The sequence below is a fragment of the Sphingomonas sp. genome, from assembly GCF_041661825.1.
GTDB lineage: Bacteria > Pseudomonadota > Alphaproteobacteria > Sphingomonadales > Sphingomonadaceae > Sphingomonas.
In genome coordinates this window covers 214,231-230,208 of record NZ_JBAZTU010000002.1, presented here as the reverse complement: position 1 = coordinate 230,208, position 15,978 = coordinate 214,231, and the positions used below count along the sequence as shown (strand labels likewise).

The window sequence follows — 15,978 nt, the reverse complement described above, 5'->3', positions numbered from 1 at the left end:
TGCGCATCATGCCGAACCGCCTGGCCTTCGGGCTCGCCACCTTGCTAGCCATGCTGCCGGCCGTCCCGGCTGCGGCGCAGAGTGCGGCGTCGCCGTTCACCTCGGCGACGCGCTACGACATTGCGCACCGCGTGGTCGGCACGATCGCACCCGACCCCGACGGGGCGGGGCCGCTGAAGCATGCGGCGACGCGCAACAGCTATGATATCAACGGGCGCCTCGTCCTGGTCGAGAGCGGGCAATTGGAGGTCTGGAAACCCGAGGGCACCCTCCCTTCGGCCTGGGGTGCCGACTTCGTCGTCGCGAAGCGGATCGATACGACCTATGATCTGCTCGATCGCAAGATCAAGGAAGTGATGTCCGGGGTCGGCCCGAGCCCGACCTTCACCGTCACGCCTTATGCGGTCACTCAATATAGCTACGATAGTGTCGGGCGCCCCCAGTGCACAGCGGTGCGCATGAACCCGGCCGTGTGGGGCAGCCTGCCGTCGAGCGCCTGCACGCCGGGAACTGCTGGTGCCGACGGCGAAGACCGGATCACCCGCAACGTCTATGACGACGCGGGCAAGGTGCTGACCGTGCAGAAGGCGTACGGCACCGCGCTCCAGCAGGATTACGTCAAATACAGCTACACGCCGAACGGGAAGCAGGCCTCGGTCACCGATGCGAACGGCAACCGGGCGGCCTATGCCTATGACGGGCTCGACCGGCTGTCGATCTGGGCGTTCCCGAGCACCACAACGCCCGGCGCCCCGAGCACGACCGACTTCGAGCAATATGGCTATGACGCGAACAACAACCGCACGAGCCTTAGGAAGCGTGACGGACGCACGCTGACCTACACCTATGACGCGCTCGACCGGGCGACCGTGAAGACGGTCAGCGGTGCCTGCGTGTCGGGCTATGCCTGCACCACGCCGCCGAGCTGGGCGGTGCGTAACGTCTATTCCAGCTATGATGCTCGGGGGCAGTTGACCTCGGCCCGGTTCGACAGCGCCAGCGGCACGGATGCGGTGGTCAATGTCTATGACGGGTTCGGCCGGCTGACCTCGAGCACCGTCAGCATGGGCGGCGTGAGCCGCGCGGTCGGTCGTCTCTATGACGCGGACGGCAACCGCATTCGTGTGACTCATCCGGACGGCAATTACTTCACCTATGACTATGACGGCCTGAACCGGATGAGCGCGATCCGGCAGAATGGCAGCACCCAGGTCGCCAGCTATGATTATGACTGGAAGACGCAGCGCTGGCATGCGGCGCGCGGCGCCGTGCTGACGACCTATGATTATGATGGTCTCTCACGCCTCACGAGCCTCGACGACAATCTGTCGGGGACGACAGCCGATATCACGTCGTCCTTCGGTTATAATTATGCGAGCCAGATCATCAGCTTCGGCCGCTCGAACACAGGCTACGCCTATGCCGCCTATACGACGGCGAGCAATGCCTATGCGGTCAATGGGCTGAACCAGTACACGACGGTCGGGGTCGGTTCGCTCGGTTATGATTCCAACGGCAACCTGGCCTCGAACGGCGGGACCAGCTTCACTTACGATGTGGAGAACCGGCTGGTGTCGGCGGCCGGCACGCTGACCACGACGATGGTCTATGACTCGCTGGGGCGGCTGTTCCAGACCTATGACGGCGGCTCGGTGACGCGGCAGTTCCTGTATGACGGGGATGAGCGGATCGCGGAATATAGTGGCGCGTCCGGATTGCTGCGGCGCTATGTCCACGGGCCGGGGGATGATGATCCGCAGCTTTGGTATGAGGGTTCGGGCCTCACCGACCGGCGCAGCGTGCAGAGCAACCATCAGGGCTCGATCGTGTCGTCGGCGGATGCCTCGGGGGCGATGCTCGCGATCAAGGCCTATGATGAATATGGCGTGCCCAGTGGGGGCGATGTCGGTGCGTTCCAGTATACCGGACAGGCTTGGCTGCCGGACCTGGGGATGTATTATTACAAGGCGCGGATTTACTCAGCGAAGCTTGGGCGGTTTTTGCAGACTGATCCGATTGGGTATAAGGATCAGAATAATCTCTACGCGTATGTCGGCAATGATCCGGTCAACGCCGCTGATAGTACGGGCTTGGCAACGGGATCCCTATTTTCGAATGTCACTCCGTCGCGCTTTGGCTGCTCCGGCAATTGCAGCATGTTCAGTACCAGCATCGTTACGAACAATGCGGCTCCCAATCCGACCGGGAAAGGGCCGAAGCCGGAAGTAGGGAAAGGCGCTCAAGCAGGAACTGGCCAACCTCCTGAGACTTCGATCCCCGAACCGCCCTCCGATCTACCGAACGGTCCTTACACCCCTGCTGGGCCAGGGCAAAGGCCAGGAACTTTTTATGGGCCAAAGCAAGCCACTGGACCTCGCCCTACAATTACATATGTTCCCCCTGAATCAGAGGGCGGGCCCGGTGGCTCTAAAGGATATTGGAAAGCCCCAGAACAGAGATATAGCCTCGAAGGACACCCCATATCGGAGAGTGAAGCTCATCCGGACTGGACTGCAAAAGAAAAATCCGCGGGAAGACAAGGTCCGGCGAAAACTTCAGGAATTTCACCAACGACCGCAATACGATTTGGAATCGTTGGAGTGATAATATGTGCTCTTATATGCTTAATTCCCTCTGCTTATTAGAGATTTATCGTAATATAATACTATAATATTTGTGAGTGAAAATGGCATACGATCAAATAGATCGCACTCTTCAATCTTGGGCTACGTCTCTCAATGTGCCCATTTTTAAAGAGTTCGGCGGGCGAGAATGTAGATTTTTGTATCTAACAAATTTGAAGAATGACTGCTATCAGATTGATATTAAAGATAACGGAAATTCAAAATTTTGTATATCAATTTATTTTATCGATGGTGATAGTTATAAAGAAGGGTATGAACTTCACATTCCTACATCGATAGATAAATTATCAAACGATTTGCACAAAGCTCACACTATAATATTATCTCTATAAATATAATGCCGTGTAATTTAAGTAGTACCAAGTATAGATGTACAGAATTACGGGAATTACGGTGACAGTGCACTAATTGTGCTCACCGTCTGCTCACGCTAGCCTGCTGGGATGGCACGTCTAGCACGCGCGGTATTTCCGGGTCATTCCCATCATGTCACGCAGCGCGGCAACGGGCGCGCGCAGACCTTCTTCAACGATGCGGATTTTGCGCTTTATCGCGATCTGCTTGCGCATCACTGCGCTGCGGCGGGCGTGGAGGTCTGGGGATGGGTGTTGATGCCCAATTACGTCCATCTGATCCTGGTGCCGGGCGATCATGATGGCCTGCGCCGTGCGCTGGCGGCGGTGCATCGCCGTTATGCGGGCCGTGTTCATGCCCGGTTGAAGCGGACCGGCCATTTCTGGCAAGGCCGTTTCGGCTGCGCTGCGATGGACGAAGCGAATCTCGGCGCGGCGTTACGCTACGTCGCGCTCAATCCGGTCCGGGCGAGGCTGGTGGAGCATGCGGTCGACTGGCCATGGTCGAGCGTCCATGCCCATCTCGGCGCTGTCGCGAATGACGGGCTCACCACCGTTGCGCCGCCGCGCGCTGATCGAGGCGGGTGAGGAAGAGGAGGCATTCGCCCGGCTACGCAAAGCCGAGACGATCGGCCGACCCGTCGGGGACTCGGTCTTTGTAGAAACATTGGAGCGCGAGAGCGGCAGGGTCTTCTTGCTGGCCAGGCGCGGCCGGAAGAGCGCTAAAAGTGCACTGTCACCGTAATTCCGTTCACGAGGTTTCACGACGAACGCTTCCCGTAACCCTTTTACGGGGGTTTGGCAGATTGCGCCGAACTGGCTGTAAATCCTGTCGCTCGAGCGGTCGAGTCCACAAGGGCATGGCGCAGCCGCACAAGCATCCGCGTCGCCGCGCCGTTTGATCCGAAACGGACATACCGAAACCGGAGTTCCGGTTGACCCCGCGATAGCCGCCTAACACGATCAGCGCGCTGGGGAAGGCGCCGATTCATTGCCTGCCTCCGTTCAACCCCGGGGGGGAAATTGCATGCGCGCGCGTTCGTTGTTGCTTGCCGGTGCGGCAGGTTCTGTCCTGCTGGCCGGCCAGTATCTCACGGCACAGGAAACCACGACCTATCGCTACGATACGCTCGGTCGCCTGATCGGCAGCAACCGCATCGGCGGGCCGAGCACTGGCATCCAGATGGGAACCTGTTTCGATCGGGCCGGCAACCGCATGCGCTACGACATTGCGGGATCGGCGCCGGCCACCTGCCCGACACCGGCGCCGACGCCAACCTACACGCCGCCCGCCACGCCGACGCCCACACCGACTCCTACGCCGACACCGACCCCCACGCCGACCGGCCATCCGCCTGTCGCGGTCAACGATTCCGTGAGCGGCCTCTGCTCCGCGGTACTGACCGCCAACCTCATCGCGAACGACAGCGATCCCGATAACAATGTGCCGCTGACGCTGACCAGCATCGATGCGACGAGCGGCTCCGCCTTCGCCACCATCGTCAGCAGCACATCGGCCGAATTCGTCTCGACCTGGCCGGGCACCTACACGTTCAACTACATCGTGACCGACAGCACCGGTGCGACGGCCATCGGCCAGGCGAGCGCCACCTTCACGGGCCCCTCGGGCACCTGTCGCGAGCCGCCTTTGTGATGCCCGATCCTGCTTTCTCAATCATGCGTAATCCACACAAGGGAAGACCTGCCTTTATGCTGCCATCGGTGATTGCACGCGGAGGGATGTTGCTCGGCAACGCCGTGGTTCTGGCGGCGATCGCCGCCGCGCAGCCGGCGTGCGCCCAGGACGTCATTCCGCCCAAGGTCTATTCGACCACACCCGGCGGCGTGAATGTGGCGGATGGGTCGTTCGTCTATTCGGAGACCGACCTCGCGATCGGGCCGTTGAAGCTCGAGCGGTCCCATGTGACGGGGCTGCGCAAGCCGAACAGGCCCTTTTTCGGCTTCAACATGACCCACAACTTCGACATTTATGTCGCGCACAACAATGTGCAGCCGTCTCCACCGCCAGCAAATCAGGCAACTCACCGCCCGATCGCGCATCTTGGCGGCTCGGCGAGCGGCACCTACACGCAGCTCGACGCGACTCCCTCCTCCATCAGCGCGTTCAACATCGACGCGGAGCGCTCGGGCAATCTGACATGGGCCGGAGGCTCGACCTTCGCCACCGGCCATTATGTCTACACGGACAGTAGCGGCACGATCTACACCTTCTCGAGCAGCGTGCCGGCAGCGAATGTCGTCACGCTGGGCGGGTCGCAGCGTATCGCCGAGATCGCCTTCCCCGAGGGGCGCACCCAGACCTTCTCGTACAATGCGAGCAACCAGCTCAAGCTGGTCAGTGACAGTTCCGGCTACGCGATCGTCTTCGACTATAACGCCGCCGGAGATGTCTCCGCGGCGTGCGGTTTCGACACCGCGCAGACCTATGTAACGGCCACGTCGACCTGCACGGGTGCCGCCCTGAAGGCGACCTATGGTTACGCCTCGGGATATCTGAACAGCGTCGTCGATACGAGCGGCCAGACTACCACTTATGACAATGTGCAGGCGGGCATCACTTGTGTGAAGCCGCCGGGTTACGCGACCTGCAAGATGGCGATGAGCTATAATGGCAGCGTGATCTTCAAGCAGACCATGGCGGACGGGGCGGAATGGAACATTGCCTCCGGTTCTCCCGACGTCATCAACGATCCGGGCAGCTCGGCATCCGATGGTGACGGCAGCGGCACCGTCACCGACCCGGCTGGGAAGGTCACGAATTTCCGTTTCACCAAGTCCTCTCCCTATTCGATCACCGATCCGAACGGGCAGGTGACCAATTATCGGTTCACCGGGGCGGTCTATTTCGAGCCGTTCATCGATGATTATCACGACGGCACCCTGCTGGTCGAAGCGACCCTGCCCGAGGGGAACAAATACCTCGCCGAATATAACGGCCCGTTCCATGCGATCACCAAGCGGACGATGGTGGCCAAGCCCGGCAGCGGAATTGCCGACCAGGTGGAGACGCTTGGTTATGGAAGTTGCTTTTCGCCCGGCAGTTTTCAGAATTGCGCCAAACCGATCTGGACGAAGGACGCGAAGGGCAACCAGACCGACTTCACCTATGCAAGCTGGGGCGGATTGCTGACGGAGATGCAGCCTGCCCCCACCGCGGGCGCAGCGCGACCGCTGAAGCTCAACACCTATGTCCAAAAATATCCTTATATCAAGAATTCGGGCGGGTCTTTGGTGGCCGGGCCGAACCAGATCTGGGTGCCGGACACCGAGACTTTGTGCCAGACGGTCGCGGGCAGCAGCACGCCGACCTGCGACAGCGGCGCGCCGATCACCGTCACCACCTATGAATATGGCGCCAACGGCACGGCGGACAATCTGCTGGTACGCGGCAAGTTGGTCACCTCGGGCGGCGTCAGCCTGCGCACCTGCTTCGGTTATGACGCGCAGAGCAACAAGATCTGGGAAACCAGTCCGCGGGGCACGGCCTCGGCGGTCTGCTCGTGAGCGGGGCGGAAGAGATGCGCATCATGCTGGATCGCCTGGCCTTCGGGCTTGCCGCCTTGCTCGGATTGCTATCGGCCGTCCCGGCCGCGGCGCAGAGTGCGGCGTCGCCCTTCACCACGGCGACGCGCTACGACATCGCGCACCGCGTGGTCGGCACCATCGCGCCCGATCCTGACGGGGCGGGGCCGCTGAAGCATGCGGCGACGCGCAACAGCTATGATATCGACGGGCGCCTCGTCCTGGTCGAAAGCGGGGAACTGCAGGTCTGGAAACCCGAGGGCACGCTGCCTTCGGCCTGGGGTACCGACTTCGTCGTCGCGAAGCGGATCGACACGACCTATGATCTGCTCGATCGGAAGATCAAGGAAGTGGTGTCCGGGGTCGGCCCGGCGCCGACCTTCACCGTCACGCCTTACGCGGTCACCCAATATAGTTACGATGTGGTCGGGCGCCCCCAGTGCACCGCGGTGCGGCTGAATCCGGCCGTGTTTGCCAGCCTGCCGTCGAGCGCCTGCACGCCGGGAACCGCCGGCGCCGACGGCGAGGACCGGATCACCCGCAACGTCTATGACGATGCCGGCCAGGTGCTGACCGTGCAGAAAGCGTACGGCACCGCGCTGCAGCAGGACTATGTCAAATACAGCTACACGCCGAACGGCAAACAGGCCTCGGTCACTGACGCCAATGGTAACCGGGCGGCCTATGCTTATGACGGGCTCGACCGGCTGACGATCTGGGCGTTCCCCAGCACCACGACGCCCGGCGCCCCGAGCACGACCGACTTCGAGCAATATGGCTATGACGCGAACGACAACCGCACGTCCTTACGGAAGCGCGACGGGCGCACGCTGACCTACACCTATGATGCGCTTGACCGGGCGACGGTGAAGACGGTGAGCGGTGCGTGCGTATCCGGCTATGCCTGCACCACGCCGCCAAGCTGGGCGGTGCGCAATGTCTATTCCGGCTACGATGCGCGGGGGCAGGTGACCTCTGCCCGGTTCGACAGCGCCAGCGGCACGGATGCGGTGGTCAATGTCTATGACGGCTTCGGGCGGCTGACCTCGAGCACCGTCAGCATGGGCGGCGTGAGCCGATCGGTCGGCCGTCTCTATGACGCGGACGGCAACCGCATCCGCGTGACTCATCCGGACGGCAACTACTTCACTTATGAGTATGACGGACTGAACCGGATGAGCGCGATCCGGCAGAATGGCGGGACCCAGGTCGCCAGTTACGATTATGACTGGAAGACGCAGCGCTGGCATGCGGCGCGTGGCGCCGTGCTGACCACCTATGGCTATGACGATGTCTCGCGCCTCACCAGCCTCGGCGACGATTTGTCGGGGACGACAGCCGATATCGCGTCGTCGTTCGGCTATAATTATGCGGGCCAGATCACCAGCTTCGGCCGCTCCAACACCGGCTACGCCTATGCTGCCTATACGACGGCGAGCAACGCCTATGCGGTCAACGGCCTGAACCAGTACACGGCGGTCGGCGCCGGCTCGCTTGGGTATGATTCCAACGGCAACCTGGCCTCGAACGGCGGGACCAGCTTCACCTATGATGTGGAGAACCGTCTGGTATCGGCGGCCGGCACGCTGAACACGACGATGGTCTATGATCCGCTGGGCAGGTTGTTCCAGACCAATGACGGCGGCTCGATCACGCGGCAGTTCCTGTATGATGGGGATGAGCGGATCGCGGAGTATAACGGCGCGTCCGGGCTGCTGCGGCGTTATGTCCATGGGCCCGGGGACGACGATCCGCAGCTTTGGTATGAGGGCTCAGGCCTCACGGATCGGCGCAGCCTGCAGAGCAACCATCAGGGCTCGATCGTGTCGTCGGCGGATGCCTCGGGCGCGATGCTCGCGATCAAGGCGTACGACGAATATGGCGTGCCGAGCGGCGGTGATGTCGGGGCGTTTCAGTATACCGGGCAGGCCTGGCTGCCGGACCTGGGGATGTATTATTACAAGGCGCGGATCTACTCTGCGAAGCTAGGGCGGTTCCTGCAAGTCGATCCCGTTGGATACGCCGATCAGAACAATCTCTATACATATGTAGGCAACGACCCAGTCGATGGGCGCGATCCTACGGGAAAGTGGCTCGATACGATTGTCGATGTGATATCTATTGCCGCAGATGTCGCCGATATAAGCCAAAACGGCCTCAATTGGACTAACGGACTCTCCCTAGGGGCGAATGTCATAAGCGCCGCGGTTCCGGGCTTGACTGGCGGCGGGGCGGCTGTCCGGGCCGGTGGAGCACTTGTCAGGCGTATCGAGCGAGGACGAGAAGCAACGCGCGCTGCTACTCGCACTTGTTGTTTCGTGGCCGGTACCTTGGTTTCGACACGAGAAGGCTTGAAGCCGATCGAGCAGATTAAGGTAGGCGATTTAGTTCTTTCCAAAGACTTAGGTACCAGCGAGCAGGGGTTTAAGCCGATAGTCGATTTGATCCAGCGGCATGACCGGGTGATCTGGAAGGTCGAGGTAGAGCAAGTTGACGGCACGAAGGCGATATTCGAGACCACTGACGATCACCCGTGGTGGAGCTCGGAGGCGCGGGCTTGGAGGCGCACCGACGAGCTTACTCCAGGCACCATGTTAGCGACCGCTAATGGGGTAGGTGTGAGGGTTGTCGGCGCTGCCGAAACTGACAGAACCGCGCTTACGTACAATTTGGAGGTTGCGGACTTTCATACCTATTTCGTTGGTGAGGCGGGAGTTTGGGTGCATAACTCCTGCGCATACACTGTGCCGGGTTCACGCACACCTAGCGGCAAAGATTATCATGGTTCGACGGGGAGAGGTGATCCCTCGCAAAGAGCAGGGAATGGCAGGGATGGGCGTAGTCGTCAGGCGCAAGACACAACGCGGCAGATGCCGGGTTCAACAAGGCGGCAACGAGAGGTGCAGGAGCAGCGTCAAATTAATGCGGATGGAGGAGTAGGCAAGGTCGATAATAAAATTAATGCTGTCTCTGAAAAGCACTGGAAGAAGTACGGTATAGACCCTCCCAAATGACATGCGATATGAAATGGAATCGCTGATGAAACTCAACCTGAGTGACCTCCGTCACCTCATGGATAATCTTGACGCATTGCCAAGTGAGGGTATTCAGGAAATTTTGACTGAAATTCTGCAAGGGAATGAATTCATTGGGTGGGAGATTGGGCCAGATCCGATAGACTATGCCGTAACAGTTCTAGCATTGAGCTGTCACGGAGATAAAGGACTTCTGAAAGATTTGGAGAAGGATATTGATTTTCCAGTCGTAGGAGATTGTTGGAGAATAGTGGTGGGGGTGCCGCCAAAATCATGGCAAGGGTATTTTGAGATAGAAAAAGATAATGGTGATGTTATACCGGTCGAAGGATGGAGTTGGAAATGGAGAGAGGTTGAGCGAGACTGTAATGGATTGACGGTGCAGGTACTGTTTCCCCCGAGTCCGATATTAGATAAGGATGATATTAAGCGAGCAGGAGAAGTGTTGCTTTTTGGTACAATAGGCGAGGTAAATGTAGCTAATCTGTTGAGCGTTGATGGATATTTTGTGATTGACAAAAACTGTATGGATTGTAGAAGTGTTAAGCATTTGAGGGAAGAGTTTGCTAGGGGTTTCCCGGAGGCGCCTTATTGTAATGAGTTAATGGATATTAAATAAGAGCTAGGCCTATGTCTGGAATTGCGGTGGCAGTACTGGACTGTACCCCCTCCCTGGGCTGCAATTCAGAGGTGAGGCGCGATAATTAGGTGACTCGATAACCGAGGAGCGATCGCCGCGAAAATGTCAGCGACCCTACTGACATTCCCAACACCGCCCGCTTGATTCAAACTGCACGCCACCGCCGCTATCCCGGCGTCATGATCTACGAACCCGACTTTGCCGATCAAGTCAGCACCCTGTGCCGCCTAGGTGCCACCGACGAGGAACTCGCCGAGCATTTCGAGGTCTGCGTCCGCACCATCTATCGCTGGCGCAGCACCCATGAGGAATTCGCCGAAGCGGTTATCGCCGGCAAGGAGCACGCCGACGCCCGCGTCGAGCGCGCGCTCTATTCCCGCGCTGTCGGTTGCACCGTCGAGCGCACCAGGGTGTTCAAAAGCGCCGGCGATCCGGACCCCGTCTATGCGACCTACCAGCATCATTTGCCGCCCGATCCCAACGCCGAGTTCCGGTGACAGTCCACTTAATTGACCGGTCAGCGATGGCGCGATAGGATGCCGCATGGCTCGCCTTGCACGCGCAGTTTTCCCGGGTCATCCCCATCATGTCACGCAGCGCGGCAACGGTCGCGCGCAGACCTTTTTCGACGATGAGGATTATGCGCTGTACCGCGACTTGCTGGGCCGGCACTGCGCGGCGGCCGGCGTGGAGATTTGGTCCTGGGTGCTGATGCCCAATCATGTCCATCTTGTCCTGGTGCCCGGCGACGAGGACGGCCTGCGCCGCGCCCTGTCGGTGGTGCACGGACGCTATGCCGGCCATATCCATGCGCGACTGAAGCGGACCGGGCATTTCTGGCAGGGCCGCTTCGGGTGCGTGGCGATGGACGAGACGCATCTCGGCACCGCTCTGCGCTATGTCGCGCTCAATCCCGTGCGGGCCGGCATCGTTGAACGGGCTGCCGACTGGCCCTGGTCGAGCGACCATGCGCAACTGGGCCGGATCGATGACGGCATTACCTGCACCGAGCCAGTACGATTGCGCTATCCCGATTTCGCGGCGCTATTGGCGGCGGGAGAGGAAGAGGAAATGGTCGCACGGCTGCGCAAGGCGGAGCGGATCGGCAGGCCGATTGGCGAGTCGTCGTTTCTCGATCGCCTCGAGCGCGAAACTGGCCGCGTCCTCAAGCCCCGCAAGCCTGGGCCGAAGCCCGCCGGGGCCAATTAAGTGGACTGTCACCGGAACCCCCAATTAAGTGGACTGTCACCGGAACCCTGGCAACTAGCTCGATCAAGGCGGGATGGATCGCATTCCGGGGCGGTGGTATTGCTGGACTAAGAGCGTTAATGGGAATGTCTGTTAAATTTACGCTATCCAACGGGCAGTTCGGAAAAAAAATGGCTCAGCACATTGGTGATTTCGGAATGGATATTGCAAATGCAACAGACAGGGCGGCATTCAAGGGAATTGTTGAAAGCATCGGCAGTCGCCCGGATGCCGTCGTAAATGGGACATTCTCGGGTGGCGGGCCTGGTGGGCGCATAGCGGCGCAATTTAGAATAAAAGGTGCAGACGTGGTTGTTACGAGTAGAAAAGGCGACTTTATCACAATACTTAAGGATGGGATAAAGAATCCTAATGTTAGAAATGCAATATCGAAATCCTGCACGGGATCGATACTTAAGAAGGTCTCTTGCTAGGAGGTTTTGCATGGATGGTAGCGTAATTGATTTTTTGAGTGCGGTATCTGGATCTAGATCGCTGCAGATTTATGTAAAATGCTTTGTCTCGGCAGTAGATGATGAGGTATACCCCATATCTCTATTCATTAAAACCGAGCGCGCGGAAGGAGAGATTAGGATTTCCGGCATTGGTCATGGCTTGATAAGCGCCCCGGTTAAGGTGCAAGTTGTTCATATGAATGGTTACGGCGAAGTCTCGTTTATAAATGAGTGGAACGGTATAAATTTTGCCGACCTTTCCAATAAAAATGTTGAGGAATGTGGCTTCTCTGGAGATGGGGGCGTTATATCTGCGATATATATTAAGATTGAAGAAATCTACATTAGTATTTTAGCTATCGATGATGAGATGCGCATTGATGCTGGAGGCGAAAATAAGAATGTACGTGAATCTGAGTGGACGGTGATTTGAGGCATGTCAGAATTGCGGTGAAGTGCGCTCGAATTACAGTGACAGTGCTGGACTGCACCCCTTGAGTGAGACAGGAGTTCCGGTGACAGTCCACTTAATTGACCGGGAGTTCCGGTGACAGTCCACTTAATTGACCGGTCATCGACAGCGCGATAATATGCCGCATGGCTCGCCTGGCACGCGCGGTTTTTCCGGGTCATCCCCATCATGTCACGCAGCGTGGCAACGGTCGCGCGCAGACCTTTTTCGACGATGAGGATTATGCGCTGTACCGCGACCTGCTGGGCCGGCACTGCGCGGCGGCCGGCGTGGAGATTTGGTCGTGGGTGCTGATGCCCAATCATGTCCATCTTGTCCTGGTGCCCGGCGATGAGGACGGCCTGCGCCGCGCCCTGTCGGTGGTGCACGGACGCTATGCCGGCCATATCCATGCGCGACTGAAGCGGACCGGGCATTTCTGGCAGGGCCGCTTCGGTTGCGTGGCGATGGACGAGACGCATCTCGGCGCTGCCCTGCGCTACGTCGCGCTCAATCCCGTGCGGGCGGGGATGGTTGAACGGGCGGCCGAGTGGCCCTGGTCGAGCGTCCATGCGCAACTAGGCCGGATTGATGACGGCATTACCTGCACCGAGCCCGTACGGTTGCGCTATCCCGATTTCGCGGCACTATTGGCGGCGGGAGAGGAAGAGGAAATGGTCGCACGGCTGCGCAAGGCGGAGCGGATCGGCAGGCCGATTGGCGAGTCGTCGTTTCTCGATCGCCTCGAGCGCGAAACGGGCCGCGTCCTCAAGCCCCGCAAGCCTGGGCCGAAGCCCGCCGGGGCCAATTAAGTGGACTGTCACCGGAACCCTAGGTGAAGGATCGATGATGCGCATCAACAAGAGCGTACTGTTGCTATCGGCCATTTTGATAAGCGAGGCTTGCATTATTTCATCCTGCTCTAACGGCAACCTTGCGACTGTTTCTCCAAGAAAAGCCGGAGAAATAGCCATACGGCACGCTCATGACCACGATCCGAGAATAACAATTTCGGAAATGCGCGCGAAAAGAATTACGGATAACGGTGCGGAGTGGAAAGTCGACATTGACGTAATTCCCGACGGGTGGGACGATCGATTGATGGAGATTGGAGTCAGAAAATCTGATGGAGTCGTTACCTATTTCCATGAAGATCAGTAATCTGAGTGAATTACGGAGTTCCGGTGACAGTCCACTCGAGTGGAGTGGAGTGCACCCCTGAGTTGAGACATAGCTAATTGAGTGACAGCGCGATATTGCCATAGTTTTGATGGTTGTTGGAGTGGCTGAGTTTGGCTTCTTCCGGTGACAGTCCACTTAATTGGTTCCGGTGACAGTCCACTTAATTGACCGGTCATCGACAGCGCGATAGGATGCTGCATGGCTCGCCTGGCACGCGCGGTTTTTCCGGGCCACCCCCATCATGTCACGCAGCGTGGCAACGGTCGCGCGCAGACCTTTTTCGACGATGAGGATTATGCGCTGTACCGCGACCTGCTGGGCCGGCACTGCGCGGCGGCTGGCGTGGAGATTTGGTCCTGGGTGCTGATGCCCAATCATGTCCATCTTGTCCTGGTGCCCGGCGACGAGGACGGCCTGCGCCGCGCCCTGTCGGTGGTGCACGGACGCTATGCCGGCCATATCCATGCGCGACTGAAGCGGACCGGGCATTTCTGGCAGGGCCGCTTCGGTTGCGTGGCGATGGACGAGACGCATCTCGGCGCTGCCCTGCGCTACGTCGCGCTCAATCCCGTGCGGGCGGGGATGGTTGAACGGGCGGCCGAGTGGCCCTGGTCGAGCGTCCATGCGCAACTAGGCCGGATTGATGACGGCATTACCTGCACCGAGCCCGTACGGTTGCGCTATCCCGATTTCGCGGCACTATTGGCGGCGGGAGAGGAAGAGGAAATGGTCGCACGGTTGCGCAAGGCGGAGCGGATCGGCAGGCCGATTGGCGAGCCGTCGTTTCTCGATCGGCTCGAGCGCGAAACTGGCCGCGTCCTCAAGCCCCGCAAGCCTGGGCCGAAGCCCGCCGGGGCCAATTAAGTGGACTGTCACCGGAACCCCGCCGCCAACGCCGCCGTCAACGGTCACTGTGGATCCAGTTCCTCCTCCGGCGCCCATACCGCCAGGGCCGCAAGTGACCGTGACGGTGACCGTGACCCCACGGCCCCCGACGCCGCCACCCCCGCCACCTCCGCCACCTTTAAAATATCGATAATGGGCTAAATGTAATGACCATTCCTGAAGATCAAACATATGCTGTGCAATTGTTGGATGCGGGAGACTATGAAAGCGCCGTGCCTATACTTCATTCTATGGCCGATCAAAACTCGCCTTATGCGCTGTTGAGTCTCGGATGGATTTATGATTCCGGTAAGATCGGTAATCGAGACGCAGAGCTCGCCGCACTCTGTTATAGGAGGGCGGCTGCGTTGGGAGCTGGCGCGGGATTCTTTGAACTAGGACGTTTGCTATATGATGAGGGAAAATTTGTCGAATCGCGCAAGGTGTTTATCGAAGGAGGGGAGGGTGGAAATATTCAATGTCTGGCGTGGTACGGCTACATGATGTCAAAAGGAGAAGGTGGCGAGAAAAATATCGAAGAGGCGGTAGTAATTCTGCGGGGTGCCGCAATCAAAGGTCAGATGTTTGCTAAGAGAATCTTGTATACGATTGAACTTGATGCTTCGAATTCAGTATTTTCTCGCGTTGCTATATACTGTAAAATACTGTGGCTCTCAGTCATTGCAATAAAAGAGACGCTCAAGGATCCATACTCAGATCGTGGCTATCGATGATTTAAGAATTAGGGTTCCGGTGACAGTCCTGGACTGCACCCCTTGAGTGAGACACGATAATTGGGTGACACCATAGCCGCGGATCAACCGCCCAAAAAATGTCAGCGACCCTAGTGACATTCCCAACACCGCCCGCTTGATTCAAACTCCACGCCAGCGCCGCTATCCCGGCATCATGATCTACGAACCCGAATTTGCCGATCAGGCCCGCACTATGTGCCGCCTGGGTGCCACCGACGAGGAACTCGCCGAGCATTTCGAGGTGTGCGTCCGCACCATCTATCGCTGGCGCAACACCCATGAGGCATTCGCCGAGGCGGTCGTTGCCGGCAAGGAGCATGCCGACGCCCGCGTCGAGCGCGCGCTCTATTCCCGTGCTATCGGCTGCACCGTGGAGCGCACCAAAGTGTTCAAGAGCGCCGGCGAAGACCCGGTCCATGCGACCTACCAGCATCACCTGCCGCCCGATCCCAATGCCGCGCTGCAATGGCTCCGCGTCCGCCAGCCGAAGAAATGGGGCGGGCAGGCAGAGGACAAGCCCGGTTCCATCACCGCCGAGATGGTCGAAAAGGCGCTCGCCCGCGCGCGGGAGCACAAGGCCGCCAAACAGATGGCCGCAGGACAGCCGCCACTGGAGGAGGTCGCGCCGGGCCCCAGCCCTGAGTCGACTCCCGCCCACGATCCCGGCACCTGTCCGGACGAGGACGATTATCCGCCGCCGCCCCCGGCGCCGCCGCCCAGGCCCATTCCACCCGGCTTCCCGATCGAGCCCGTCCGCTTCGGCTATGGCTGAGCCCGTCGATCGCA

The 15,978-nt window shown here is 59.2% G+C and carries 15 protein-coding genes; all 15 read left to right on the top strand.

The window, feature by feature from the left end; translation table 11 throughout:
- Positions 1-8 precede the first annotated feature (8 nt).
- The 15 genes from WC729_RS08175 to WC729_RS08105 all read left to right on the top strand — a co-directional run bounded on the left by WC729_RS08175 (position 9) and on the right by WC729_RS08105 (position 15,964).
- A complete protein-coding gene (locus WC729_RS08175; protein ID WP_372851457.1) occupies positions 9-2,645 on the top strand; it encodes an RHS repeat-associated core domain-containing protein in 2,637 nt (878 codons plus the stop codon).
- Between the two features lie 443 nt (positions 2,646-3,088).
- A complete protein-coding gene (locus WC729_RS08170; RefSeq protein WP_372851455.1) occupies positions 3,089-3,586 on the top strand; it encodes a transposase in 498 nt (165 codons plus the stop codon).
- Positions 3,587-4,025: 439 nt separating this feature from the next.
- A complete protein-coding gene (locus WC729_RS08165; protein WP_372851453.1) occupies positions 4,026-4,652 on the top strand; it encodes an Ig-like domain-containing protein in 627 nt (208 codons plus the stop codon).
- A gap of 86 nt (positions 4,653-4,738) precedes the next feature.
- Positions 4,739-6,523: a hypothetical protein gene (locus WC729_RS08160; RefSeq protein WP_372851451.1), complete on the top strand. Its 1,785-nt coding sequence runs from the start codon at positions 4,739-4,741 to the stop codon at positions 6,521-6,523.
- Positions 6,524-6,537: 14 nt separating this feature from the next.
- The gene (locus WC729_RS08155) at positions 6,538-9,555 is read left to right on the top strand and encodes a polymorphic toxin-type HINT domain-containing protein (protein ID WP_372851450.1); all 3,018 of its coding nucleotides are present in this window, start codon (positions 6,538-6,540) and stop codon (positions 9,553-9,555) included.
- A 25-nt stretch (positions 9,556-9,580) separates the two neighbouring features.
- Positions 9,581-10,195 (top strand): hypothetical protein, encoded by a 615-nt coding sequence (locus WC729_RS08150; RefSeq protein WP_372851448.1) that lies wholly within the window; start codon positions 9,581-9,583, stop codon positions 10,193-10,195.
- 200 nt (positions 10,196-10,395) lie between these two features.
- Positions 10,396-10,713: a hypothetical protein gene (locus tag WC729_RS08145; RefSeq protein WP_372851446.1), complete on the top strand. Its 318-nt coding sequence runs from the start codon at positions 10,396-10,398 to the stop codon at positions 10,711-10,713.
- 46 nt (positions 10,714-10,759) lie between these two features.
- The gene (locus WC729_RS08140) at positions 10,760-11,425 is read left to right on the top strand and encodes a transposase (protein ID WP_372851444.1); all 666 of its coding nucleotides are present in this window, start codon (positions 10,760-10,762) and stop codon (positions 11,423-11,425) included.
- A 119-nt stretch (positions 11,426-11,544) separates the two neighbouring features.
- Positions 11,545-11,898 carry a hypothetical protein gene (locus WC729_RS08135; protein ID WP_372851442.1) on the top strand — a complete coding sequence of 118 codons (354 nt, stop codon included), beginning with the start codon at positions 11,545-11,547 and terminating at the stop codon, positions 11,896-11,898.
- 10 nt (positions 11,899-11,908) lie between these two features.
- Positions 11,909-12,352, top strand: coding sequence for a hypothetical protein (locus WC729_RS08130; protein WP_372851440.1), 444 nt, complete (start codon positions 11,909-11,911; stop codon positions 12,350-12,352).
- Positions 12,353-12,516: 164 nt separating this feature from the next.
- Complete coding sequence (locus tag WC729_RS08125) at positions 12,517-13,182, top strand: transposase (RefSeq protein WP_372851438.1); 666 nt, start codon at positions 12,517-12,519, stop codon at positions 13,180-13,182.
- A gap of 34 nt (positions 13,183-13,216) precedes the next feature.
- On the top strand, positions 13,217-13,531 hold the full coding sequence (locus WC729_RS08120; RefSeq protein WP_372851436.1) for a hypothetical protein: 315 nt from the start codon (positions 13,217-13,219) through the stop codon (positions 13,529-13,531).
- 219 nt (positions 13,532-13,750) lie between these two features.
- Complete coding sequence (locus WC729_RS08115) at positions 13,751-14,416, top strand: transposase (RefSeq protein WP_372851434.1); 666 nt, start codon at positions 13,751-13,753, stop codon at positions 14,414-14,416.
- Between the two features lie 188 nt (positions 14,417-14,604).
- Positions 14,605-15,171, top strand: coding sequence for a tetratricopeptide repeat protein (locus WC729_RS08110; protein WP_372851432.1), 567 nt, complete (start codon positions 14,605-14,607; stop codon positions 15,169-15,171).
- Between the two features lie 175 nt (positions 15,172-15,346).
- Positions 15,347-15,964: a hypothetical protein gene (locus WC729_RS08105; RefSeq protein WP_372851430.1), complete on the top strand. Its 618-nt coding sequence runs from the start codon at positions 15,347-15,349 to the stop codon at positions 15,962-15,964.
- Positions 15,965-15,978: the final 14 nt, after the last annotated feature.

Bases quoted from the DNA above. Each gene is read 5' to 3' on its own strand.
- WC729_RS08175 (WP_372851457.1), top strand. From the start codon at position 9: ATGCCGAACCGCCTGGCCTTCGGGCTCGCCACCTTGCTAGCCATGCTG.
- WC729_RS08170 (WP_372851455.1), top strand. From the start codon at position 3,089: ATGGCACGTCTAGCACGCGCGGTATTTCCGGGTCATTCCCATCATGTC.
- WC729_RS08165 (WP_372851453.1), top strand. From the start codon at position 4,026: ATGCGCGCGCGTTCGTTGTTGCTTGCCGGTGCGGCAGGTTCTGTCCTG.
- WC729_RS08160 (WP_372851451.1), top strand. From the start codon at position 4,739: ATGTTGCTCGGCAACGCCGTGGTTCTGGCGGCGATCGCCGCCGCGCAG.
- WC729_RS08155 (WP_372851450.1), top strand. From the start codon at position 6,538: ATGCGCATCATGCTGGATCGCCTGGCCTTCGGGCTTGCCGCCTTGCTC.
- WC729_RS08150 (WP_372851448.1), top strand. From the start codon at position 9,581: ATGAAACTCAACCTGAGTGACCTCCGTCACCTCATGGATAATCTTGAC.
- WC729_RS08145 (WP_372851446.1), top strand. From the start codon at position 10,396: ATGATCTACGAACCCGACTTTGCCGATCAAGTCAGCACCCTGTGCCGC.
- WC729_RS08140 (WP_372851444.1), top strand. From the start codon at position 10,760: ATGGCTCGCCTTGCACGCGCAGTTTTCCCGGGTCATCCCCATCATGTC.
- WC729_RS08135 (WP_372851442.1), top strand. From the start codon at position 11,545: ATGGGAATGTCTGTTAAATTTACGCTATCCAACGGGCAGTTCGGAAAA.
- WC729_RS08130 (WP_372851440.1), top strand. From the start codon at position 11,909: ATGGATGGTAGCGTAATTGATTTTTTGAGTGCGGTATCTGGATCTAGA.
- WC729_RS08125 (WP_372851438.1), top strand. From the start codon at position 12,517: ATGGCTCGCCTGGCACGCGCGGTTTTTCCGGGTCATCCCCATCATGTC.
- WC729_RS08120 (WP_372851436.1), top strand. From the start codon at position 13,217: ATGATGCGCATCAACAAGAGCGTACTGTTGCTATCGGCCATTTTGATA.
- WC729_RS08115 (WP_372851434.1), top strand. From the start codon at position 13,751: ATGGCTCGCCTGGCACGCGCGGTTTTTCCGGGCCACCCCCATCATGTC.
- WC729_RS08110 (WP_372851432.1), top strand. From the start codon at position 14,605: ATGACCATTCCTGAAGATCAAACATATGCTGTGCAATTGTTGGATGCG.
- WC729_RS08105 (WP_372851430.1), top strand. From the start codon at position 15,347: ATGATCTACGAACCCGAATTTGCCGATCAGGCCCGCACTATGTGCCGC.